General features: G+C 71.1%; 19 protein-coding genes. 5 read left to right on the top strand and 14 right to left on the bottom strand.

Annotated elements, in window-relative coordinates; translation table 11 throughout:
* Window positions 1-507 precede the first annotated feature (507 nt).
* Entirely contained in the window at window positions 508-1,506 is a 999-nt protein-coding gene (gene trpS / locus AC068D_RS33100; protein ID WP_478826821.1) for a tryptophan--tRNA ligase, read from the top strand.
* Here the strand turns inward: trpS and AC068D_RS33095 are convergent.
* Window positions 1,473-2,471: a GlxA family transcriptional regulator gene (locus tag AC068D_RS33095; protein WP_478826820.1), complete on the bottom strand. Its 999-nt coding sequence runs from the start codon at window positions 2,469-2,471 to the stop codon at window positions 1,473-1,475. The two genes, trpS and AC068D_RS33095, sit on opposite strands and share 34 nt — an antisense overlap.
* A 73-nt stretch (window positions 2,472-2,544) precedes the next feature.
* Here AC068D_RS33095 and AC068D_RS33090 point away from each other — a divergent pair, with 73 nt between their 5' ends.
* On the top strand, window positions 2,545-3,132 hold the full coding sequence (locus tag AC068D_RS33090) for a cysteine hydrolase family protein (RefSeq protein WP_478826819.1): 588 nt from the start codon (window positions 2,545-2,547) through the stop codon (window positions 3,130-3,132).
* 51 nt (window positions 3,133-3,183) lie between these two features.
* Here AC068D_RS33090 and proC read toward each other — a convergent pair whose 3' ends face one another.
* The 8 genes from proC to AC068D_RS33050 form a co-directional block, all read right to left on the bottom strand.
* Window positions 3,184-3,993, bottom strand: coding sequence for a pyrroline-5-carboxylate reductase (proC, locus tag AC068D_RS33085; RefSeq protein ID WP_478826818.1), 810 nt, complete (start codon window positions 3,991-3,993; stop codon window positions 3,184-3,186).
* 128 nt (window positions 3,994-4,121) lie between these two features.
* Window positions 4,122-4,859, bottom strand: a complete 738-nt coding sequence (locus AC068D_RS33080; RefSeq protein WP_478826817.1) for an ABC transporter permease — start codon at window positions 4,857-4,859, stop codon at window positions 4,122-4,124.
* Entirely contained in the window at window positions 4,856-5,647 is a 792-nt protein-coding gene (locus tag AC068D_RS33075; RefSeq protein ID WP_478826816.1) for an ABC transporter ATP-binding protein, read from the bottom strand. Before AC068D_RS33075 ends, AC068D_RS33080 begins: the two co-directional genes overlap by 4 nt.
* 59 nt (window positions 5,648-5,706) lie before the next feature.
* The gene (locus AC068D_RS33070) at window positions 5,707-6,813 is read right to left on the bottom strand and encodes an NAD(P)/FAD-dependent oxidoreductase (protein WP_478826815.1); all 1,107 of its coding nucleotides are present in this window, start codon (window positions 6,811-6,813) and stop codon (window positions 5,707-5,709) included.
* 46 nt (window positions 6,814-6,859) lie between these two features.
* The gene (sigJ, locus tag AC068D_RS33065; protein WP_478826814.1) at window positions 6,860-7,741 is read right to left on the bottom strand and encodes an RNA polymerase sigma factor SigJ; all 882 of its coding nucleotides are present in this window, start codon (window positions 7,739-7,741) and stop codon (window positions 6,860-6,862) included.
* A gap of 130 nt (window positions 7,742-7,871) precedes the next feature.
* A complete protein-coding gene (locus AC068D_RS33060; RefSeq protein ID WP_478826813.1) occupies window positions 7,872-8,429 on the bottom strand; it encodes a hypothetical protein in 558 nt (185 codons plus the stop codon).
* Between the two features lie 55 nt (window positions 8,430-8,484).
* Entirely contained in the window at window positions 8,485-8,874 is a 390-nt protein-coding gene (locus tag AC068D_RS33055; RefSeq protein WP_478826812.1) for a peptidase, read from the bottom strand.
* A gap of 233 nt (window positions 8,875-9,107) precedes the next feature.
* The gene (locus AC068D_RS33050; RefSeq protein WP_478826811.1) at window positions 9,108-9,422 is read right to left on the bottom strand and encodes a peptidase; all 315 of its coding nucleotides are present in this window, start codon (window positions 9,420-9,422) and stop codon (window positions 9,108-9,110) included.
* Window positions 9,423-9,550: 128 nt separating this feature from the next.
* On the opposite strand from AC068D_RS33050, the gene AC068D_RS33045 reads away from it, so the two are divergent.
* Window positions 9,551-11,707: a protein kinase domain-containing protein gene (locus tag AC068D_RS33045; protein WP_478826810.1), complete on the top strand. Its 2,157-nt coding sequence runs from the start codon at window positions 9,551-9,553 to the stop codon at window positions 11,705-11,707.
* A gap of 74 nt (window positions 11,708-11,781) precedes the next feature.
* Here AC068D_RS33045 and ilvD read toward each other — a convergent pair whose 3' ends face one another.
* The 4 genes from ilvD to AC068D_RS33025 form a co-directional block, all read right to left on the bottom strand.
* Complete coding sequence (gene ilvD / locus AC068D_RS33040) at window positions 11,782-13,635, bottom strand: dihydroxy-acid dehydratase (protein ID WP_478826809.1); 1,854 nt, start codon at window positions 13,633-13,635, stop codon at window positions 11,782-11,784.
* Between the two features lie 217 nt (window positions 13,636-13,852).
* Window positions 13,853-14,464 (bottom strand): TetR/AcrR family transcriptional regulator, encoded by a 612-nt coding sequence (locus AC068D_RS33035; protein ID WP_478826808.1) that lies wholly within the window; start codon window positions 14,462-14,464, stop codon window positions 13,853-13,855.
* The gene (locus AC068D_RS33030) at window positions 14,461-15,312 is read right to left on the bottom strand and encodes a sugar phosphate isomerase/epimerase family protein (RefSeq protein ID WP_478826807.1); all 852 of its coding nucleotides are present in this window, start codon (window positions 15,310-15,312) and stop codon (window positions 14,461-14,463) included. The genes AC068D_RS33035 and AC068D_RS33030 overlap by 4 nt, the downstream gene beginning before the upstream one ends.
* Before the next feature lie 53 nt (window positions 15,313-15,365).
* A complete protein-coding gene (locus AC068D_RS33025; protein ID WP_478826806.1) occupies window positions 15,366-16,298 on the bottom strand; it encodes a Ppx/GppA family phosphatase in 933 nt (310 codons plus the stop codon).
* A gap of 40 nt (window positions 16,299-16,338) precedes the next feature.
* Here AC068D_RS33025 and AC068D_RS33020 point away from each other — a divergent pair, with 40 nt between their 5' ends.
* Window positions 16,339-17,211 carry a DUF3109 family protein gene (locus AC068D_RS33020; protein ID WP_478826805.1) on the top strand — a complete coding sequence of 291 codons (873 nt, stop codon included), beginning with the start codon at window positions 16,339-16,341 and terminating at the stop codon, window positions 17,209-17,211.
* 358 nt (window positions 17,212-17,569) lie between these two features.
* Here the strand turns inward: AC068D_RS33020 and AC068D_RS33015 are convergent, their stop codons facing one another.
* The gene (locus tag AC068D_RS33015; protein WP_478826804.1) at window positions 17,570-19,306 is read right to left on the bottom strand and encodes a BACON domain-containing protein; all 1,737 of its coding nucleotides are present in this window, start codon (window positions 19,304-19,306) and stop codon (window positions 17,570-17,572) included.
* Window positions 19,307-19,601: 295 nt separating this feature from the next.
* On the opposite strand from AC068D_RS33015, the gene radA reads away from it, so the two are divergent.
* Window positions 19,602-21,011, top strand: coding sequence for a DNA repair protein RadA (gene radA, locus AC068D_RS33010; RefSeq protein ID WP_478826803.1), 1,410 nt, complete (start codon window positions 19,602-19,604; stop codon window positions 21,009-21,011).
* Window positions 21,012-21,018: the final 7 nt, after the last annotated feature.

Raw genomic sequence — 21,018 nt, 5'->3', positions numbered from 1 at the left:
ATTCCCTTTCCGGCGGTTCCGACTCTATCAGATCCTTTCGGTCCTGATTCCCAGTCAGAGGGGGTTGTCTTTCGGGCCTCGCGGCCGTTCCGACGAGTGAGACTTTAGCGGAATCACCACCCCGACGCTAATCGGGGTTGCGCTCTTTCGAACGCGGATTCCTCATTTCGCAAAAGCGCACGGAAAGTGACGCGACAGAGTGTCGCTCGCTTGGAGTGGTTCTTGCGGAGTGGCTGTCCGGGGCCGACCGGAGTCGGTGCTCACGTCGGACAACCCGGAGAACACTACGTATCGGGGTTTGGCCTGTCAACCCGCGACCGGTGGCGTAGGCTCGACCGCATGACTACGCGCGCGTGCACGTTTCTGTGGTGGGCCGCCTGACGGCGGCCGGCAGACTCGCATGCGCTTCAACGGCCGCCGCTTCGGCGGCCGTTCGCGTTTCTCCTCCGCCGGAGGGATCGGTCGCGCTGATGTCGGCGGCTTCGACCGGAGAAGGAGAACGTACAGATGGCGCGGAGCTTCAGTGGGGTCAAACCGACGGGGCATCTGACCCTGGGCAACTATCTCGGGGCCGTCCGACAGTGGGTCGAGGACGATCAGCATCGTTCGGACGCCCTGTTCAGCGTCGTGGATCTGCATGCCCTGACCGTGGAGCACGATCCGGCTCGCGTGCGCAGACTCAGCCGTCAGGCGGCCACGGTTCTGCTGGCCGCCGGGCTGGATCCCGAACGGTGCACGGTGTTCGTCCAGAGTCACGTCGATGAGCACACGCGGCTGTCGTATCTGCTGGAGTCCACGGCCACGGACGGTGAGATGCGTCGGATGATCCAGTACAAGGAGAAGGCCGTATCGGCTCGGACTTCGGCTGAGGGCGTGCGGCTGTCGCTGCTGACCTATCCGGCGCTGATGGCGGCGGACATCCTGGCGTACGGGACGGACGAGGTGCCCGTGGGCGATGACCAGACGCAGCACGTGGAGCTGACCAGGGATCTTGCGGTGCGGTTCAACCAGCGGTACGGACACGTGTTCACGGTGCCGAAGGCGACGCATCCCCGGGTGGCGGCGAGAGTGATGGATCTGCAGGACCCGACGTCGAAGATGGCGAAGTCGCACGAGAACAAGGCCGGCATCGTCTATCTGCTCGACGAGCCCGACGTGGTCCGCCGGAAGATCATGCGAGCCGTGACCGACAGCGGGGAGAGCGTCGAGTACGACCGGGAGAGTCGGCCGGGTGTGGCGAATCTGCTGGAGATTCTTTCCGCCTGTGAGAACGGGAACCCGGAGGCCTTGGCCGGTGTATATCAGTCGTACGGCGCGTTGAAGAAGGACACGGCCGAAGCGGTGGTGGAGCTGCTGAGGCCCTTGAGGAAGCGGCACGCGGAGCTGGCGGCCGATCCGGTCCATGTGGACGAGGTGTTGAGGACGGGGGCCGCGCGGGCCCGGGCCATGGCCCGCCCTCTGGTGGATCGCGCCTACGAGGCGATCGGGCTGCTTCCGGCCGGCTGACGGAAGGCCGCCCGGTAGTCGCGCGGACTGGTGGCGAGGTGAGCGGCAAAGTGCTGGCGCATGGTCACCTCGCTGCCGAAGCCCGTGCGACGGGCGACTTCAGGGATGGGGTGATCAGTGCGTTCGAGGAGCTTCTGAGCAGCTGCGACGCGCTGGGTGATGAGCCAGTGGACAGGGGTGGTGCCTGTGGTCGCCTGGAAGTGACGGGCGAAGGACCGGGGAGACATGCCCGCGCGGGCGGCGAGGGACGCGACGGTGTGGGGCTGCGAGAGATGGGCCAGGGCATAGTCGCGGACCGCGGTGAGGGCGTCGGCATCGCGGTCGGCGCGAGGTACGGGGTGCTCGATGAACTGTGCCTGGGTGCCCGTACGAAAGGGGGCAGTGACCATCGACCGGGCGATGGTGGCGGCGGCTTCCGCTCCGTGGGTGATGCGGACGAGGTGGAGGCAGAGGTCGATCCCCGCCGCGGTCCCTGCCGAGGTCCAGATGTTGGCGTCGTGGAGGAAGAGCGCGTCCGGGACGACGATGACATGGGGGTGGTGCTCACGGAGGTGGTGGGTCAGGTTCCAGTGGGTGATCGCACGGCGGCCGTCGAGCAAGCCCGCCTGGGCGAGGGTGAAGGCTCCTCCGCAGAGTGCGGCAATCGGGGTGCCGCGGGTGTGGGCTCGGCGTAGGGCGTCGAGGACCGGAGGTGGTGCCGGGGTGAGGTGGTCGTCGAGGCCGGGGACGACGACGAGGTCGGCGCGGGGGATCCATGCCAGGGTCCGGTCCGGGGTGAGGCTGAGGCCGCCGCGCAGGGGGATGGGGGTGTGGTCGGTGCCGGTGCGGCGAAGGTCGAAGCGGGGTACCCCGCGATCGGTGCGGTCGACACCCCAGACCTCACTGATCACGGAGACGTCGAAGGCGCGAATGCCGGGGAAGGAGAGGAGGGCGATGCCCTGAGGTGAGGCCGATCGGGTCGCCATGGTGGCAGTAAACCATCGGTCGACGACTTTTGTACCTCTGGGGCGGAGACGCTCGGCGCGCGAGCATCGGGGCATGGAGATTGCAGAGAACGCAGCGCTGGTTGTCGTCGACGTGCAGAAGGGGTTTGAAGCAGAGGAGTTCTGGGGGCCTCGGAACAACCCGGATGCCGACATGAACATCGCTTCACTGATCCGGGCGTGGCAGGAGAGCGGGAGGCCGGTCGTCTTCGTACGGCACGACTCGTCGAATCCCGACTCGCCACTGCGGCCGGGGCACGAGGGCAACGGCTTCAAGGAGTACGTGGAGGAGAGAAGGGGGAGCGGCAGTGGGGCCGAGCTCTTGGTGACGAAGTCCGTGAACTCGGCGTTCTACGGGAGTCCGGACCTGCACACATGGTTCGGGGCCCAGAGGGTGCGGCAGTTCGTGGTGGCCGGGATCCAGACCAATATGTGCGTGGAGACCACGGCGCGGATGGGCGGGAATCTGGGGTACGAGGTGCTGTTCGCGCTGGATGCGACGCACACCTTCGATCTGGCCGGGCCTTTCGGCTGGACGCTGGGCGCCGAGGAGCTGGCCCGGGCGACTGCCGTGTCGCTGCACGGCGGGGGGTTCGCGACGGTCGTGATGACGAAGGACCTGGTCGTCGCTGCCGGGGGGTGAGGCCGACCGTTGACCGCGGTTGCGCCTCGGCCCTTGTCCCCCGGCTGCGTCTCAGCCCTTGCCGGAGGCGAGTTCGCGGCTGCGGTCGCGGGCGGCTTCCAGTGCGGCGATGAGGGCGGCGCGGACCCCGTGGTTCTCGAGCTCGCGGATCGCGCTGATGGTGGTCCCCGCCGGGGAGGTGACGGCTTCGCGGAGCTTGACCGGGTGTTCCCCGGAGTCGCGGAGCATCACAGCGGCGCCGATGGCGGCCTGGACGATCAGGTCATGGGCCTGGGAGCGGGGCAGACCGAGAAGGATGCCGGCGTCGGTCATGGCCTCGACGAGGAAGTAGAAGTAGGCCGGGCCGGAGCCGGAGAGTGCGGTGGCGGCGTCCTGCTGTGACTCGGGGACGCGGAGGGTCTTTCCGACACCGCCGAAGATCTCCTCGGTGTGGAGGAGGTGATCGGCCGTGGCGTGGCTGCCGGCGGAGATGACCGACATGCCCTCGTCGACGAGGACGGGTGTATTCGGCATGACGCGGACGACAGGGGTGTCGGGCGCGAGTCGGTCCTCGATGGTCGCGGTGGTGATGCCGGCCGCGGCGCTGATGACGAGGCGGTCGGCGGACACGTGGGGGGCGAGTTCGTCGAGAAGCCGGCTCATGTCCTGGGGCTTGACGGCCAGGATGAGGGTGTCGGCGCGCTTGGCGGCGTCTGCGTTGGTGACGGTTTCGACTCCGTAGCGGGCGCGGAGTTCCTCGGCACGTTCGGCGCGGCGAGCCGTGACCAGGAGGGCGGACGCGGGCCAGCCGGCCCGGATCATGCCGCTGAGCAGCGCCTCGCCGATCTTGCCGGTGCCGAGGACTGCGACTGTCTGGGTCATGCGGGTCACCTCGCCGGGGTGAGTGCGTGTGCACGTACAGGGTGGTCCATGTCCGTGAACGGTGCATCCGCGGACATGGACATCCTTGCATCGGACATGCGGTGGTGTCGGCGGTGTCCGAGGAGCGGTCAGGCGGTGCGGCGGCGGAGGGTGGCCGCGCCGAGCACGAGGACCAGGAGGGCGCACGCGGCAACGATGAGACCGTCGCGGACGAAGTCGGCGGTGATGTCGGTGTGGCGAAGGACTTCGTTCATGCCGTCGACGGCATACGACATGGGCAGGACGTTCGAGATGCCCTCGAGGACGGGCTGCATACGGTCGCGCGCGGTGAAGAGGCCGCAGAGCAGCAGCTGGGGGAAGATCACGGCCGGCATGAACTGGACCGCCTGGAATTCGGAGGCGGCGAAGGCGGAGACGAACAGCCCGAGGGCCGTACCGAGCAGGGCGTCGAGGAGAGCGACCAGGAGGAGCAGCCAGGGCGAGCCCACGACGTCGAGGCCGAGGAACCAGAGCGCGAGCCCGGTGGCGAGAGCGGACTGGACGACGGCGAGCAGGCCGAAGGCCAGGGCATAGCCGGCGATCAGATCCCCTTTGCCGAGGGGCATCGCGAGCAGGCGTTCCAGGGTGCCGGAGGTGCGCTCGCGCAGGGTGGCGATGGAGGTCACCAGGAACATCGTGATGAGGGGGAAGATCCCGAGGAGCGAGGCGCCAATGGAGTCGAAGACCTGCGGGCTGCCGTCGAAGACATAGCGCAGCAGGAAGAGCATCACGCACGGCACGAGGATCATCAGGGCGATCGAGCGCGGGTCGTGGCGCAGTTGGCGAAGGACGCGGGCGGCGGTGGCGAGGGTGCGGGCCGGGTTCATCGTGCGGCCTCCTGGAGGGCCTTGGCCGTGTCGACGAGGTGGAGGAAGGCGTCTTCGACGGTCGCGGTGTCGTTGCGGCGCCGGAGGGCTTCGGGGGTGTCGTCGGCGAGGAGTTCGCCCTCGCGCAGAAGCAGCAGGCGGTGGCAGCGCTCGGCCTCGTCCATGACGTGCGAGGAGACGAGGATCGTGGTGCCCCGGTCGGCGGCGATGCGATGGAAGAGGTCCCACAGATCTCGGCGCAGGACCGGGTCGAGGCCCACGGTGGGCTCGTCGAGGACGAGCAGCTCGGGGGCGCCGAGGAGGGCGACGGCGAGCGAGACGCGACTGCGCTGTCCGCCGGAGAGTTTGCCCGCGAGGGCGTCGGCGTGGCCGGCGAGGTCGACATCGGCTATGGCCTGGGTGACGTTCTGCCGGCGGCGTCCGGCGGCGGCTCGGCCGGGGTCGAGGATCGCCGCGAAGTAGTCCAGATTCTGACGGACAGTCAGATCGTCGTAGACGGAGGGGGCCTGGGTGACGTAGCCGATCCGGGAGCGCAGTGCACCGTCGCCCGCAGGGCGGCCGAGGACGTCGAGAGTGCCCGTGACTTTGGCCTGGGTGCCCACGATGGCCCGCATCAGGGTCGACTTGCCGCAGCCGGACGGGCCGAGGAGGCCGGTGATCCGGCCCGGCGGCACATCGAAGTCGAGGCCGCGCAGCACGGTGCGGGTGCCTCGGACGACGGTGAGGGCGCGCGCGTGGACGGCGGCACCCCCGGCACCCTCGGTCACCCTCGGAGCATTATTCATCATGCGATGAATAATGCTCCGAGCCGGATCGGGCCGTCAAGCCGTATGCGGCGGCGAGCCGTTCAGGACATGCCCGGGACCAGAGGGATCGACCAGGGGCGACGGGAGGCGTGGTGAAGGAAGCGGACGGTGGCGCGGACGACCTGTTCCTTGGTGCGAGCGGCCAGGCGGCCCTTGAGGAACCGGTCGCGCGGGCTGTCGTCCGGCCGGACGAACTGGACGAGTCCGTCGTGGCGTCCGAGGCTCACGCACTGGGTCAGGAAGCCGAAGTCCAGAGCCCGCGGTTCCTCGCCCCGCGTCTCCGCGATGATCGACGAGGCCGCGTGCGACCCCATGGGCATGGCGGTGGCACAGGCCATGCGCAGGGCCCCCGCCCTGGGGGAGGTGGCCGCGGCCGCGTCGCCGGCGACATACACCTCGGGGTGCGACACCGAGCGCAGCGCGCCGTCGACTGCGATGCGGCCGGACGGATCGAGGGCGAGACCGGCGGACACGGCGAGTTCGGAGTTGGCGGTCAGCGCGGCCGCCCAGAAGACCTCGTCCGTGTCGAGGTCGTCCGCATGGGCGACCCGGTGGCCCTCCTCGATCCGTACGCCCCGTGCGGTCAGGACGCTGCGGACGTGGTCCCGTGCGCGCGCCGACAGACCTTCGCCGATGGCACCGCCCGAGTGGAGGCGCACGGTCCAGTCGCGGCAGGACTCCGCGAGTTCGGCGGCGACTTCGATGCCGGTGAGCCCGCCGCCGACGACCGCGAGGGAGCCGGGGCGGTCCCGGAGTCGCTTGGACAGGGAGTCGGCGGACTCGCAGGTGTGGGCGCGCTCGCCGATGCCTGTCGCCGCCGTACGGCTGCCCAGTGCGTAGACGAGCCTGTCGTACGGCAGCCGGCGGCCGTTGTCGGTGGTCACCTCACGGGCGGCCAGGTCGATGGCGGTGGCCCTGGCCGCGATGTGGTCGATGCCGGTGGAACGCAGGAATCCGGCAAGGGGGTGGTGCGCCTCGGGGCGCCCGGCGGCGAGTTCGTGGAGCCGAATGCGTTCCGTGAAGCGGTCACTCGGGTCGATGAGGGTGACACGGGCGTGCGGAGCCAGCCGGAGAGCGGCCATGAGCCCCGCGTAGCCCGCGCCGAGTACCAGGACCCGCATCGGGTTCTTGCTCTTCGTCGTCGTCATACAAGGGGGACGACACAGGCTCCGGAAGTGTGACACCGCCCCCGGGTCAGGTGTCCGTACTGGCGCCGAGGCCCAGGTGGCGGAGCTTGTCGGGGTTGATGACGGCGTCGATCTCGGTGATCCGGCCGCCGTGCACCGTGAACGCGTACACCCCGCCCTGCCCGCTCACGGGGTCGACGAGGACCAGCCCCGGAGCGCCGTTGACCTCCCGCACGAACATCTGCATCGCCGCCGCGTCGAAACCACGCATGAGTCGCTGGACGAAGCGTGCGACCTTCTCGTTGCCGAGTACCGGCAGCCGTGCGGCCATGATCTTGCCGCCGCCGTCCGACCGCCACACCACATCGGGGTCGAGGATCTCCAGCAGCCCGTCGAAGTCGCCGCCCATGACGGCCGTGAGAAACGCGTCGACGGCCTTCCGGTGCTCGCCGCGGTCGACCGACCTGCGGGGTGCCTCCGCGCGGACACGGCGGCGGGCCCGGGAGGCGAGCTGCCGTACGGAGTCGGGAGTGCGGCCGACGGCGTCGGCGATCTCGTGGAAGGGCACGGCGAACACGTCGTGGAGGATGAAGGCGGTGCGTTCGGCGGGGGTGAGCCGTTCCAGCACGGTGAGCATCGCCATGCCGACCGACTCGTCGAGCGTCACCCGGTCCTCGGGACCGTCCTCGCTGATCACCGGCTCGGGCAGCCAGGGGCCGACATACGCCTCACGACGGGCGCGGGCCGAGCCGAGCTGGTCGTAGCAGATCCGGCTGACGACGGTCGTCAGATAGGCGCGCGGGTCGCGGGCCTCCCCGTCCGGCAGGCCCTGCCAGCGCAGCCAGGCCTCCTGCACGGCGTCGTCGGCGTCCGCGACCGAGCCGGTGATGCGGTAGGCGATGCCCCACAGTCGGTCGCGCTGCTGCTCGAAGAGCGTGAGCTCTGCCATGGTCGGTTGCTCCTCCTTGGTGCGGGCGTGCGGGCCCGTAACGGCCCTTCTGGAGGAGACGTCGGGTGGGCGCCGAATGTGACAGTCGGATCGCCGTGCATTCCGGCGCCGACCGGCCGCGGGCCGGTCCTCAGCGGCGGCGGGGCTTCGGCTTCTTGCGGGCCGCCGGATTGCCGGTGCGTGTGGTGCGACGCTTCTCGTACTGCTCGAGCGCCGTCTCGTACTCACCGCGCAGCAGCTTCTCCCCCGGGGCCTCGGTGAGGGACCGGAGGGAATACGCGAGGAGCGAGCCGATGAAGCCGATCGCCTTCAGACTGCGCAGGGACTCGTCACGGGCGGGGTCGGCGGAACGGCGGGTGAAGCCCTCCCAGGTCTTGCGGAAGGCGATCGCACTGCAGATCGCGAACGTGACGATCACGAGCGTGTTGACGAAACCGCCGACCTTCGCGGTCTCCAGGCCCTGGTAGCCGAACCGGAGCACGAGGCACCCGGCGGCGGCCGCGACGAGCGATCCCACGGCGACGGCTGCACGGCGCAGCGCATAGCCCCCATCATGGCCGACCCAGGTGGTGCCGAAGAAGCGGATCGGCTCGGGCTGGGGCCCGGTGCGGCTGCCGGCGCCAGTGCCTTGACCGGCACCGGTGCCGGCGCTCTCGTCGTCCGGGGTCGCTGCGTGGTTCGCGCTCACGGGTCGATTATCCCCGTGCGCTCTCCCCGTGAGCCCCCGAGCCCTGCGTGAACCGTCAGGAGCAGCGGATGGTGACGTAGCCGTCACTGCCCGTCCGTACGAACGCATCGGAGACGAACTGGCCGTTGCCGATGTTGTCCCAGATGTTCGAGGTGCCGTAGGGACCAGTGACCGTCTCCCCCGGCTTCTGGCAGTTGATCGGCACGCTGGAGCCGTACGGCAGCATCCTGATGAGCTCGTACTGGGTACCCGGGCCACTGCGGACGTTCAGCCGGACATCCGGGGCCACCGGGTACCGCTTCGACCCGAGGAGCGGCGCGACCGCGGTCGCCGAGTCCGCAGCGGCTGCGGGGGCCGCCGCCGACGCCGCCGAGGCGGAGCCGACCACCAGCAGGGTCGCGATTGCCGCCCCACCGAGTGTCCGGGACCAGGTTCCGTCCTTCATGACCTGCATTGCTGTGCTGTCCTCCCTATTCCGCTTCATCGGGAACAACGCGGGGCGACGTCTCCGTCGGCGCCCGCTTTCACCTCTGCGCCCGCCGAACCCGTCGGCGCAGCCGTCCCGGCTTTCGTGGTCCCGGACCGGCCGGCCACCGGCCTCCCCGGCTTCCGGCATCGGCCCGGAACCTCGACACCGGTACGGCGCAGTGTCTTCCTCCCCGTTCCCGGGTCGCGCCCTCAGGCGCAGCGCACCGCGACGTAACCGTCGGTGCCCGTCTTCACATAGGCGTCGGAGACGAACTGGCCGTTGGCGATGTTGTCCCAGAGGTTCGTGGTCCCGTACGGACCGGTCACCGTCTCCCCCGGCTTCTGGCAGTTGATCGGCACTCGCGCGTCGTACTGCAGCACTCTGACGACCTGGTAGTGGGTGCCCGGCCCGCTGCGGACGTTCACCCGGTGGCCGGGAGCGATCGGATAGCGCCTCGTCGCGCGCGGCTCGGCCGAGGCCTCGACCTCCGCCCGTTCCGCGCTCCCGGTTTCTTCAACGGCCATGGCAGGCCTCCCCCGTCAGTACGAAAAACATTGCGCCGCGCAGGCTAGCAAGCCCCCCTCGGTCTCGTGCCGGCCATCGACTAGGCTCCGTGAGTCGCGCTTGCGGACAGACAACACGGGGGTGGGCGATGCCGCCGCTGCGCAGCACCGGGCCGGTCCCGGAAGCGGAACATCCGGAACACGCGGGGCAGTACCGTCTCGAGGAGACTCTGGGCTCGGGTGGGATGGGCGTCGTCCACCTGGCCACATCAGCGTCCGGGCTGCGCCTCGCCATCAAGGTCGTCCATGCGGAACACGCCAAGGATCCCGAGTTCAGGGCGCGCTTCCGGCAGGAGGTGGCCGCCGCCCGCAAGGTGAGCGGTGTCTTCACCGCACCCGTCGTGGACGCCGACCCGGCCGCCGCGCGCCCCTGGATGGCGACCCTGTTCATCGACGGGCCCACCCTTGCCGAACGCGTCAAGCGGAACGGGCCGTTGGGCCTCGATGAGCTGCGCAGGGTGGGTGCGGGGCTCGCCGAGGCACTGCGCGACATCCACCGGGCAGGGGTCGTCCACCGCGATCTCAAACCGAGCAATGTGCTGCTCGCGGCCGACGGTCCGAAAGTCATCGACTTCGGCATCTCCCGCCCCTCCGACAGTGATCTGCGCACGGAGACGGGGAAGTTGATCGGCACCCCGCCGTTCATGGCGCCGGAGCAGTTCCAGCGGCCGCGGGACGTCGGCCCTGCCGCCGATGTATTCGCGATGGGCGCGGTCCTCGTGCATGCGGCAACGGGGCGCGGGCCGTTCGACTCCGACAGCCCGTACATCGTCGCCTATCAAGTCGTCCACAGTGAGCCCGACTTGGCGGGAGTTCCCGCCGAGCTCGCACCGCTGCTGACCCGCTGCCTGGCCAAGGACCCCGACGACCGGCCCGCGCCGGGCGAGGTGATGGCCGAACTCCGCGCCCCGGCCGGGGAGGTGGCGACGGCGTTCATACCGCTGCAGCGGACGGCCGCGGGGGAGCGGGATACGGGCGACGCCGGCGCAGCCCCCGCGGACGAGCAGGAGCCGGACCCGACTGCCCGGCCGCAGCGGCGCTTTGTGCGGTACGCCGCCCTGGGCACCGTCGTCGCCAGCCTGCTCGCGGGCGCCTACACCGGTATCCGCGTGGCAACGGTCGACGACCCCCGCCCGGCGGGTGACCGGGTCGCCAGCAGCGAGCAGGCTTTCACACCGTGGCAGGCCGCCCTCTCGAACGGCACCGACGCGCAGCGGACGCCTGCGTGTTCCTCCCACGGCGAGGAGCTGTACTGCACGGCGCCGGGCACCATGGCCACCCGCCTGGGCGCGGTCGACGGCAAACCCCTGTGGACGCGCAAGGCCGTCGGCAACGGGACCGCCGCGGCGCCCGGGGGAAGCGAGGGGTACGGGGCAAGGCCCCCCGTGCTCTCCGGCGGGCTGCTGCACGTCACCACGGCCGACGGGCGGCGCCTCGAAGCCCTCGATCCGGAGTCGGGCGCCACGCGCTGGGGAGTGGATGTCGGCGCGTACACGGCGGTCAGCCACGCCGAAGGGTGCGTCCTCCTCATGAGCGCGGACGGCAACGTCCGGGCGCTGGACAGCACGACGGGCGAGGAGCGCTGGCGGAAGCGGCGCGGCGCGACGGGCACGCAATGGGTGCCTGGCCCGGACGGCTCGGGAACCGCCTTCGCAGTCACGCCGGGAGCCAACGGCGCCGGCACACTCGTCCGGGCAGTCGCCACCCAGGACGGCAGCGTGCGCTGGGAAAAGCGTCTGAACGGCTCGCTGTCGCCCGTACCTTCGGTCTCCGAGGGTTCGCTCTTCCTGCTGGCGGCCGATTCCGACGACTTCACGACCGCCGTCGTACGCCTCGACACCGCGACCCGCGAGGTCCGCCGGTTCCCCCTGCCGGTCGACGTCGACCAGGCCCAGGCCGCGGTGAGCGGAAGCACGGTCTACCTGGCGGGGACGGGAGGTTCGCTGCTCGCGCTGGACACGGCGGGCGGCGGCCAGCGGTGGCGGCTGGAGACGTATGTGGCCCAGTCCTCGCGGCCCGTGATCGACGACGGCCGGGTGTACCTGAGCGGAGCGGACGGGAGGCTGCTGGCCGTCGACGCCGAGCGGGGTGTGCAGCTCGGCCAGACGGACCCTCGGATGAGCAGGGGACGCTTCACCTACATGTCCTCGCTGCCGGCCCCCGTCACCGCCCCCGGCAAGGTCCTCGCCACTGCCCCCGACGGCTCCGTGTTCGCCGTGGACGCCGCCGACCCGGCGCGCTGGTAGACCGCTCGAGTACGGCGAAGCCCCGGCGGGGGATCCCGCCGGGGCTTCGCACGGCCGGGACGACCGGGGCGCACTCAGCCCAGCCGCGACACGTCCCGGACCGCACCCTTGTCGGCGCTCGTCGCCATGGCCGCGTACGCACGCAGAGCCGCCGAGACCTTGCGCTCGCGGTTCTTCTTCGGGGCGTACACGCCACCCAGCGCCTCGCGACGGGCGGCCAGCGTGGCTTCGTCGACGACGAGTTCGATCGAACGGTTCGGGATGTCGATCCGGATGAGGTCGCCGTCCTCGACCAGGGCGATCGTGCCGCCGGACGCCGCCTCCGGGGAGGCATGGCCGATGGAGAGGCCGGACGTGCCGCCGGAGAAGCGGCCGTCGGTGACGAGGGCGCAGGCCTTGCCGAGGCCGCGGCCCTTCAGGAAGGAGGTCGGGTAGAGCATCTCCTGCATACCCGGACCGCCCTTCGGGCCCTCGTAACGGATGACGACGACATCGCCCTCCTTCACGACCTTCGAGAGGATCTTGTCGACCGCCTCGTCCTGGGACTCGCAGACCACCGCCGGGCCCTCGAACGTCCAGATCGACTCGTCGACGCCGGCCGTCTTCACGACGCAGCCGTCCTCGGCGATGTTGCCCCTCAGCACGGCCAGGCCGCCGTCCTTGGAGTACGCCTGCTCGACGGAGCGGATGCAGCCGCCCTCGGCGTCGAGGTCCAGCGACTCCCACCGCTCGGACTGGGAGAAGGCTGTCGCGGAGCGGACGCAGCCGGGGGCCGCGTGCCACAGCTCGACGGCCTCGGCGGAGGGGGATCCGCCTCGGACGTCCCAGGTCTTGAGCCACTCCGCCAGCGAGGCCGAGTGCACGGTGTGGACGTCCTCGTTCAGCAGCCCGCCGCGGTAGAGCTCACCGAGGATCGCGGGGATGCCGCCGGCACGGTGCACGTCCTCCATGTAGTACGTGCCGCCCGGGGCGACGTTCGGCGCCACCTTGGCCAGGCAGGGGACACGGCGCGAGACGGCGTCGATGTCGGTGAGGTCGTAGTCGAGCTCGGCCTCCTGGGCGGCGGCGAGCAGATGGAGGATCGTGTTGGTCGAACCGCCCATGGCGATGTCGAGGGCCATGGCGTTCTCGAAGGCCTCACGGGTGGCGATGTTGCGGGGCAGAACCGACTCGTCGCCCTGCCCGTAGTAGCGCTTGGTGATCTCGACGATCGTGCGGCCGGCGTTCTCGTACAGGGCCTGGCGGGCGGTGTGGGTGGCGAGGACCGAACCGTTGCCGGGGAGGGCGAGTCCGATCGCCTCGGCCAGGCAGTTCATCGAGTTGGCGGTGAACATGCCGGAACAGGAACCGCAGGTCGGACAGGCGTTCTCCTCGATACGGAGGACGTCCTCGTCCGACACGTTCTCGTTGACGGCGTCCACAATGGCGTTGATCAGGTCCAGTTTGCGGACCGTGCCGTCGACCAGGGTGGCCTGGCCGGCCTCCATCGGGCCTCCGGAGACGAAGATCGCCGGGATGTTCAGGCGCATCGCGGCCATCAGCATGCCCGGGGTGATCTTGTCGCAGTTGGAGATGCAGATGAGGGCGTCCGCGCAGTGCGCCTCGACCATGTACTCCACGGAGTCGGCGATCAGGTCGCGGGACGGGAGGCTGTAGAGCATGCCGCCGTGGCCCATCGCGATTCCGTCGTCGACGGCGATGGTGTTGAACTCCCGGGGCACTGCACCCGCGGCCAGGATCGCGTCGGAGACGATCCGGCCGACCGGGGCGAGATGGGTGTGGCCCGGCACGAACTCGGTGAAGGAGTTGGCGACCGCGATGATCGGCTTGCCGATGTCCGCGCTCGCTACGCCCGAAGCCCGCATAAGGGCGCGGGCGCCCGCCATGTTCCGGCCGTGGGTGACTGTGCGGGACCTCAGCTCGGGCATCGTCGCTCGCTCCTTCAGACAGTTCTGGCTCTGGTCGAGCCTACGCCGCCGCTCCAAGATCTGGACGTCTGGTCCGGAATGCGGGACGGGGTTCCGCGTTTCGGGCAGCCCGGGCCCGGCCTTCGCGGGACCCGCCGTCGTGCCCCGGACCCGGGGCGGGACCCGCCGCCGTCCCCGACCCGGGCGGGGACCCGCACCCGGGCACCGGGAGGATGTCTCAGCCTTCCGTGAGGTACCGCTGGAGCGTCGGAGCGACCAGCACGATGATCTCCTCCGGATCCGCCGAAGCCAGCGGCTCCACACGGATCACATAGCGCAGGACCGCGATGCCGATCATGTGCGAAGCCGCGAGTTCGGCCCGGAACTTCGGATTCGGTACGTCGAGATCCGCCGCCACCCGCTCGAGCACCCGCCGCAGCACGAACCCGCGCAGCACCTTCGCCGCCGCCTCGTGCGTCAGCGCGGAGCGGATGATCGCCAGCAGCGGGGCACGGGTCGCCGGGTTCTCCCACACGCCGATGAAATAGCGGGCGAGCCGTTCGCCGATGCCTTCCGGGCCGTCACCGATCACCGCCGGAACGATGAGCTCGGGCTCGAACGACATCTCGATCGAAGCGGCGAAGACTTCGTCCTTCGTACCGAAGTAGTGGTGCACCAGGGCGGGGTCGACGTCCGCCGCCTTCGCGATGCCACGCACCGACGTCTTGTCGTAGCCGCGCTCCGAGAACTCGGCGCGGGCAGCCTGGAGGATGCGCTCACGGGCGCCGGGGCCGGTGTCCGCCTCCGCACGGGCGGGCCGGCCGCGCCGCCGCGGCGCCGCGGGGGTCATGAGCCGCCCGCGGTGTCCGCGGGACCGCCCTGGGCGGACACGTTCACCGATGCCAGGTGCAGCCTGGTGAACGCGAGCGCCTCCGCGAGATCGGCCTCACGCTCCGCCGCCGACATGGCCCGCCGTGTATTGACCTCGATGACCACGTGCCCGTCGAAGCCGGTGCGGGCCAGACGCTCGAGCAGCTCGGCGCACGGCTGGTCACCGCGTCCCGGAACGAGGTGCTCGTCCTTCGCGGAGCCCTTCCCGTCAGCGAGGTGGACGTGCCCGAGCCGGTCACCCATCCGATCGACCATGGCCAGGGTGTCCGTACGGGACGTGGCCGTGTGCGAAAGGTCGATCGTGAAGTGCCGGTAGTCCTCTTTGGTGACGTCCCAGTCGGGGGCGTAGGCGAGCATCTCGCGGTCGCGGTAGCGCCACGGGTACATGTTCTCGACGGCGAAGCGCACATCCGTTTCATTCGCCATCCGCCAGATGCCGGAGACGAAATCACGGGCGTACTGCCGCTGCCAGCGGAACGGAGGATGCACGACGACGGTCGACGCACCGAGCTTCTCGGCCGCCGACTGCGCGCGTTGCAGCTTCACCCACGGGTCGGTCGACCAGACCCGCTGGGTGATCAGCAGACATGGCGCGTGCACCGCCAGGATCGGCACCTCGTGGTAGTCGGAGAGCCGGCGCAGCGCCTCGAGGTCCTGGCTGACCGGATCGGTCCAGACCATGACCTCGACACCGTCGTATCCGAGGCGCGCGGCAATCTCGAAGGCCGTCGCCGTCGACTCCGGATAGACGGAAGCCGTCGACAGGGCGACCTTCGCATCCGGGATGCGCACCACTGGTTCTGCCACGAGGGACAGCGTACGGGCCTTGCGGGGCGGCATCAGGGGGTGGGGAGACGGCATCAGTCGGTGGGCAGGTGGTCCAGTCGCCGGAGGATCACGCCCTCACGCAGCGCCCACGGGCAGATTTCGAGATCGTCGACGCCGAAGAGATCCATGGCACCCTCCGCGACCAGGGCTCCCGCGAGCAGCTGCGCCGCGCGGCCCTCGGACACGCCGGGGAGCAGGGAGCGCTGTGCGGCGCCCATGGCGGCGAGCTTGGGGACCCACTCCTCCAGCGCCGAACGGCTCAGATCCCGCTGCACGTACAGCCCCTCGGCGGAACGCGCGGCCCCTGCGATACGCGCGAGCTGCTTGAAGGTCTTGGACGTGGCGACGACATGGTCGGGCGGGCCGAAGCGGCTGAACTCATGGACCGTGCGGGCGATCTGCGCCCGCACATGGCGGCGCAGCGCGCGTACGTCGTCCGTCTCGGGCGGGTCGCCCGGCAGCATCGCGGCCGTCAGCCGGCCGGCGCCCAACGGCAGGCTGACGGCGGCGTCCGGCTCCTCGTCGATTCCGAGGGCGATCTCCAGCGAGCCGCCACCGATGTCCAGGACCAGCAGCCGGCCCGCGGACCAGCCGAACCAGCGGCGGGCGGCGAGGAAGGTGAGCCTGGCCTCCTCCTCGCCGGTGAGGACCTGGAGATCGATTCCGGTCACGGTCCTGACGCGGTCGAGCACGGCGTCGACATTGGTGGCCTCGCGGACCGCGGACGTGGCGAAGGGGAGGACGTCCTCGCATCCCTTGTCCTCGGCTGCCTGCTGCGCGTCCTCGATGGTGGCGATGAGCCGGTCGACGCCTTCGACGCTTATGGCACCGTCCTCGTCGATGAGTTCGGCGAGGCGCAGCTCCGCCTTGTGTGAATGGGCGGGAAGGGGGCGCGCACCGGGGTGTGCGTCCACCACCAGCAGGTGCACCGTGTTCGAACCGACGTCGAGGACTCCGAGTCTCATGTACGGAACGCTACTGCGGCCGCGCGCATACCCTTGACTCGTGCCAAAGACGAAAAAGACGAAGCCGGGCAAAGCTGTCCGAGAGAAGTCCGCGCAGAAGGCGGCGGAGGCGGCGGAGGCCGCCGGCACCGGCTCCGGGCGCGGCGAGCCCGACGAGAAGGGGCTGGACTTCCCCCGCGCCTGGGTGGAGTTCGCCGACCCCGCGGACGACGAACAGATCTTCCGCTGCGATCTGACCTGGCTGACGTCGCGCTGGACCTGCATCTTCGGCAGCGGCTGCCAGGGCATCCAGGCGGGCCGCGCCGACGACGGCTGCTGCACGCTCGGGGCGCACTTCTCGGACGAGGACGACGAGAAGCGGGTCGCCGGGCATGTGGCACGGCTCACGCCCGATCTCTGGCAGTTCCACGATGTGGGGAAGGAGTCGGGCTGGGTCGAGGTGGACGAGGACGGCGACCGCCAGACGCGCCGCTGGGACGGCTCCTGCATCTTCCAGAACCGTCCGGGGTTCGCGGGGGGCGCGGGGTGCTCGCTGCACATCCTGGCCCTGAAGGAGGGGCGCGAGCCGCTCGAGACGAAGCCCGATGTGTGCTGGCAGCTGCCGGTGCGCCGCACGTACGACTGGATCGACCGTCCGGACGACACGCGAGTGCTCCAGATCTCGATCGGTGAGTACGACAGGAGGGGCTGGGGCCCGGGTGGCCACGACCTCCACTGGTGGTGCACGTCGGCGACCTCGGCGCACGGCGCGGGCGAGCCGGTGTACGTGACGTACCGCCCGGAACTCACTGAGCTGATGGGCGAGGCGGCGTACGAGGTCCTGGTGGAGCTGTGCGAGGCGCGTCTGGCCTCGCAGCTGCCGTTGGTGGCTCCGCACCCGGCGGATCCGGTGGGTCCTGCCTCAGGGCTGTGAGCCGGAGGACCACAGCACCAGGGACCCCAGGAGCGACGGGTCCGGGACCGGGACCGGCCCGGTCATCGTCCCGCCCGGTGCCCTCGCCCGTGCTGACGGGAAGGATCGCCGGCCGTGGCTCGGGCGGCGCTCGCGTGACTCCGGCCGTGCAGCGGGGCGCGGGTCGGCCTCGGGTCCACGCGGCGCCGCCGGCGGCGCTGCTCCCGGGGTCTCGCAGCACCGTCAGCCGCTCAGCACCTCGTGGCCATGCAGCCACAACACCTCGCTCGGGGTGCCGGGGCACCTCATGGCGCCGGTGCGGCGCTTCCGGCGTGTGGCGAGACCCCGGAAGCACCGCCTGGTCGGGAGAAACGCTTCCTCAGCCCGTCGACGCGGGCGGCGGCTCCGCGTCCGCGGGCGGCTCCGGTTCCGTGGGCGGCTCGGAGGGCTGCGGAGGTTCCGGGGACGGCGGGGGTTCCGTGGGTGGAGGCGGTTCGGTGGCGGGCGGAGGTTCCGCGGACGGCGGGGGCTCGGACGGCGGATCGGACGGGGCGGGCTCGGTGCCGTTCCCGTTGAGCTCCAGAACCGCGCCGGAGGGGTCGACTCCCACGCGGGCGGTCCATGGGCCGGCCGGTTCCACGGTGTGGTCGACGAACACCTGGACCGTGACGGACTCGCCAGGGCGAAGGACGCCCGAGGTGATGCTCGCGTAGAGCCACGGCGCGTCGGTCCACAGTGACCACGAGACCTGAGAGCCGCCGGACGCGGTCAGGGTGATCGTCGTGGTGTCGCCGGACGGCTGTGCCTCGACCGTGAGGTGGCCGCGCCCCCTGCCCGCGGAGGCCCCGGTCGGCCGCAGCCCGGGGCTGATGATCTCGACCGAGACCGCTCCTCCCGCTGCCCTCGCGCCGGCTGGACTCCCGGGCCTCCGGCTTCCCGCGATCACGCGCGCACCGGGGTCCCTGTGGGCGCTGCCCGCGTTCTCGTAGTGGTCGTACGGGTCCCCGTCCATTCCCACCGGTCCGGCGGCCTCGTTCGCGGAGACCGAGGAGCCGTCGTGGCCCTCGCCGATGACCGGGGCGCCGCGGTAGGCCGCCCAGAGTGCCAGCACGGGCGCCGCGACCACCGTCGCCACGACGGTCGTGGTGATGGCCCTGGTCCGCAGACGCTCGCGCCGGGCCGCGTGGTCCTTGGGGTCCATGGGGAATCCGTCGCGCCCGAACCGCGGCGCCCCCGCGCGCGCCCGCGGGACCTGCAGCATCGCCACGTAGGCCGCAGCGCGGGGCGCCGGCACGAGCGGCAGCCGGCCGTCGCCTTCCCCGGGCGCGGCGGGGGTGACGGACGAGCCCGGCCAGGGCGCACCGGCCCCGGCGCGCTCGGCGGTCCGGCGGCAACGGGGGCAGTCGTCGACGTGCCGCACCAGCTCGCGCCGCAGGGTGGCGGAGAGCAGCACCTGGTGGTCGCCGGTGAGCCGGGCGACGGAGGGACAGCTGCCGGTCTCGACCACGGCGAGCGCCGCGCGTGTGCGCTCCACCTCGCAAGCCGCGGTCGCGAGCAGCTCACGCGCGCGTGCGGAGTCCATGCCGAGGACGGCGGCGACTTCACGCGGGGCGAGCCCGTGCCGTACCGCGAGCTCCAGGGCCTCGCGCTGCTCGGGGGTGGTGCCCGCGGCTTCCGGCCAGGCCAGCCGGGCCAGTTCGGCACGGTGCTGCTCGGCGGCTTCGGACGACACCGGGGGGCCCGCCTCGTCGGGAACGGGACCGGACCGCCGGCCGTGGGCGCCTCCGGTCCCCTGGCGCCTTCGGCGCTTCTGTTCGCCCAGCTCACGCAGACAGGCCCAGCGGGCCACCGCGTACAGCCAGGCCTTCCGCTCGGACTCGCCCGCGGGGCAACGCCCGTGGTGCCGCTCGGAGATGGCCAGCACGTCGCCGAGCACGGCCGTCGCCGCGTCGTGGTCGCAGAGCGCGGACAGGCAGTACGTGAACAGCCCGTCCAGATAGGCCTCGTACCGGGCGGGCGGGGTCTGCCCGAGTGTGGGCCGATGGCCATGTGCACGGCGATGCGCCCGATGTGCACCGGTGGTGTGCGCGGGAGGCTCCAGCATGCTGCTCGTCACCCCGCGACCGTAGGCAGTGACAGGCACACCCATCGTGCCACTTGAGCGCATTTACTCCTTACGGGTGAACGTATCCCTCAAAAGGGGACAGAGGCTCTTGCTTCCTCCCGGGTGGCTGTGCTCGTGACGGTCGCCACGAGCGGTCCGGCTCCGGCGCCCGTCCGGCTGTGCGCGCACGGCGCCGCCCGGCGCCGTGACCCGTTCCCGTGGCCGCGTGGGCACGGCGGTCGACGGCGCCCGCACAGTGGGCACCGGCGCCCGCACGGGTGTCAGCGCCGCCCGCTACGGTTTCCGCATGGCTGCCCGTACGAAATCCGCCAAGGACAGGCCGTCCTACCGCTGCACCGAATGCGGCTGGACGACCGCCAAATGGCTCGGCCGATGCCCGGAGTGCCAGGCCTGGGGCACGGTCGAGGAGTACGGCGCACCCGCGGTGCGCACGACCGCCGCGGGGCGGGTCACCAGCGCCGCGCTGCCGATCGGGCAGGTCGACGGCCGACAGGCCACCGCACGCACGACCGGCGTCGACGAACTGGACAGGGTCCTCGGCGGGGGGCTGGTGCCGGGCGCGGTCGTGCTGCTGGCGGGAGAGCCGGGCGTCGGCAAGTCCACGCTGCTGCTCGACGTCGCGGCGAAGGCGGCGAGCGACGAGCACCGCACGCTCTATGTCACGGGCGAGGAGTCCGCGAGTCAGGTCCGGCTCCGGGCGGACCGGATCAACGCGCTGAATGATCATCTGTATCTCGCCGCCGAGACCGACCTCTCCGCAGTCCTCGGCCATCTCGACGCCGTCAAGCCCTCGCTGCTGGTCCTGGACTCCGTCCAGACCGTGGCCTCCCCCGAGATCGACGGGGCACCCGGCGGGATGGCGCAGGTGCGCGAGGTCGCGGGCGCACTGATCCGCGCGTCCAAGCAGCGCGGGATGTCGACGCTGCTGGTGGGCCATGTCACCAAGGACGGTGCGATCGCGGGACCGCGACTGCTGGAGCATCTCGTCGATGTCGTGCTGCAGTTCGAGGGCGACCGGCACGCCCGGCTCCGGCTCGTACGGGGTGTCAAGAACCGTTACGGGACGACGGACGAGGTCGGCTGCTTCGAGCTGCACGACGAGGGCATCACCGGTCTCGCCGACCCCAGCGGGCTGTTCCTGACCCGGCGCGACGAGCCGGTGCCGGGCACCTGCCTCACCGTGACGCTGGAAGGCCGCCGCCCGCTCGTCGCCGAGGTGCAGGCCCTCACCGTCGACTCGCAGATCCCGTCGCCCCGGCGCACGACCTCGGGGCTCGAGACGTCCCGGGTGTCGATGATGCTGGCCGTGCTGGAGCAGCGCGGCCGCATCAGCGCGCTGGGCAAGCGCGACATCTACAGCGCGACGGTCGGCGGTGTGAAGCTCTCCGAGCCCGCCGCGGATCTCGCGGTCGCGCTGGCGCTGGCCTCCGCGGCGAGCGACACCCCGCTTCCGAAGAACCTGGTGGCGATCGGCGAGGTGGGCCTCGCGGGCGAGGTCAGACGGGTCACGGGCGTGCAGCGGCGGCTTGCCGAGGCGCACCGGCTGGGATTCACCCATGCCCTCGTTCCGTCCGATCCGGGCAGGATTCCCGCTGGTATGAAGGTCACAGAAGTCGCCGACATGGGTGACGCTCTGCGGGTGCTCCCCCGGGGCCGCCGGGCGGAGGCCCCGCGGGCGGACGAGGCCCGGCGATGACGGCACC

Source organism: Streptomyces sp. NPDC043861 (genome assembly GCF_056435905.1).
This window is presented reverse-complemented; position numbering and strand designations above follow the sequence as displayed.

Coding starts and splice junctions, on each gene's coding strand:
- trpS (WP_478826821.1), top strand. CDS start 508: ATGGCGCGGAGCTTCAGTGGGGTCAAACCGACGGGGCATCTGACCCTG.
- AC068D_RS33095 (WP_478826820.1), bottom strand. CDS start 2,471: ATGGCGACCCGATCGGCCTCACCTCAGGGCATCGCCCTCCTCTCCTTC.
- AC068D_RS33090 (WP_478826819.1), top strand. CDS start 2,545: ATGGAGATTGCAGAGAACGCAGCGCTGGTTGTCGTCGACGTGCAGAAG.
- proC (WP_478826818.1), bottom strand. CDS start 3,993: ATGACCCAGACAGTCGCAGTCCTCGGCACCGGCAAGATCGGCGAGGCG.
- AC068D_RS33080 (WP_478826817.1), bottom strand. CDS start 4,859: ATGAACCCGGCCCGCACCCTCGCCACCGCCGCCCGCGTCCTTCGCCAA.
- AC068D_RS33075 (WP_478826816.1), bottom strand. CDS start 5,647: ATGATGAATAATGCTCCGAGGGTGACCGAGGGTGCCGGGGGTGCCGCC.
- AC068D_RS33070 (WP_478826815.1), bottom strand. CDS start 6,813: ATGACGACGACGAAGAGCAAGAACCCGATGCGGGTCCTGGTACTCGGC.
- sigJ (WP_478826814.1), bottom strand. CDS start 7,741: ATGGCAGAGCTCACGCTCTTCGAGCAGCAGCGCGACCGACTGTGGGGC.
- AC068D_RS33055 (WP_478826812.1), bottom strand. CDS start 8,874: ATGAAGGACGGAACCTGGTCCCGGACACTCGGTGGGGCGGCAATCGCG.
- AC068D_RS33050 (WP_478826811.1), bottom strand. CDS start 9,422: ATGGCCGTTGAAGAAACCGGGAGCGCGGAACGGGCGGAGGTCGAGGCC.
- AC068D_RS33045 (WP_478826810.1), top strand. CDS start 9,551: ATGCCGCCGCTGCGCAGCACCGGGCCGGTCCCGGAAGCGGAACATCCG.
- ilvD (WP_478826809.1), bottom strand. CDS start 13,635: ATGCCCGAGCTGAGGTCCCGCACAGTCACCCACGGCCGGAACATGGCG.
- AC068D_RS33035 (WP_478826808.1), bottom strand. CDS start 14,464: ATGACCCCCGCGGCGCCGCGGCGGCGCGGCCGGCCCGCCCGTGCGGAG.
- AC068D_RS33025 (WP_478826806.1), bottom strand. CDS start 16,298: ATGAGACTCGGAGTCCTCGACGTCGGTTCGAACACGGTGCACCTGCTG.
- radA (WP_478826803.1), top strand. CDS start 19,602: ATGGCTGCCCGTACGAAATCCGCCAAGGACAGGCCGTCCTACCGCTGC.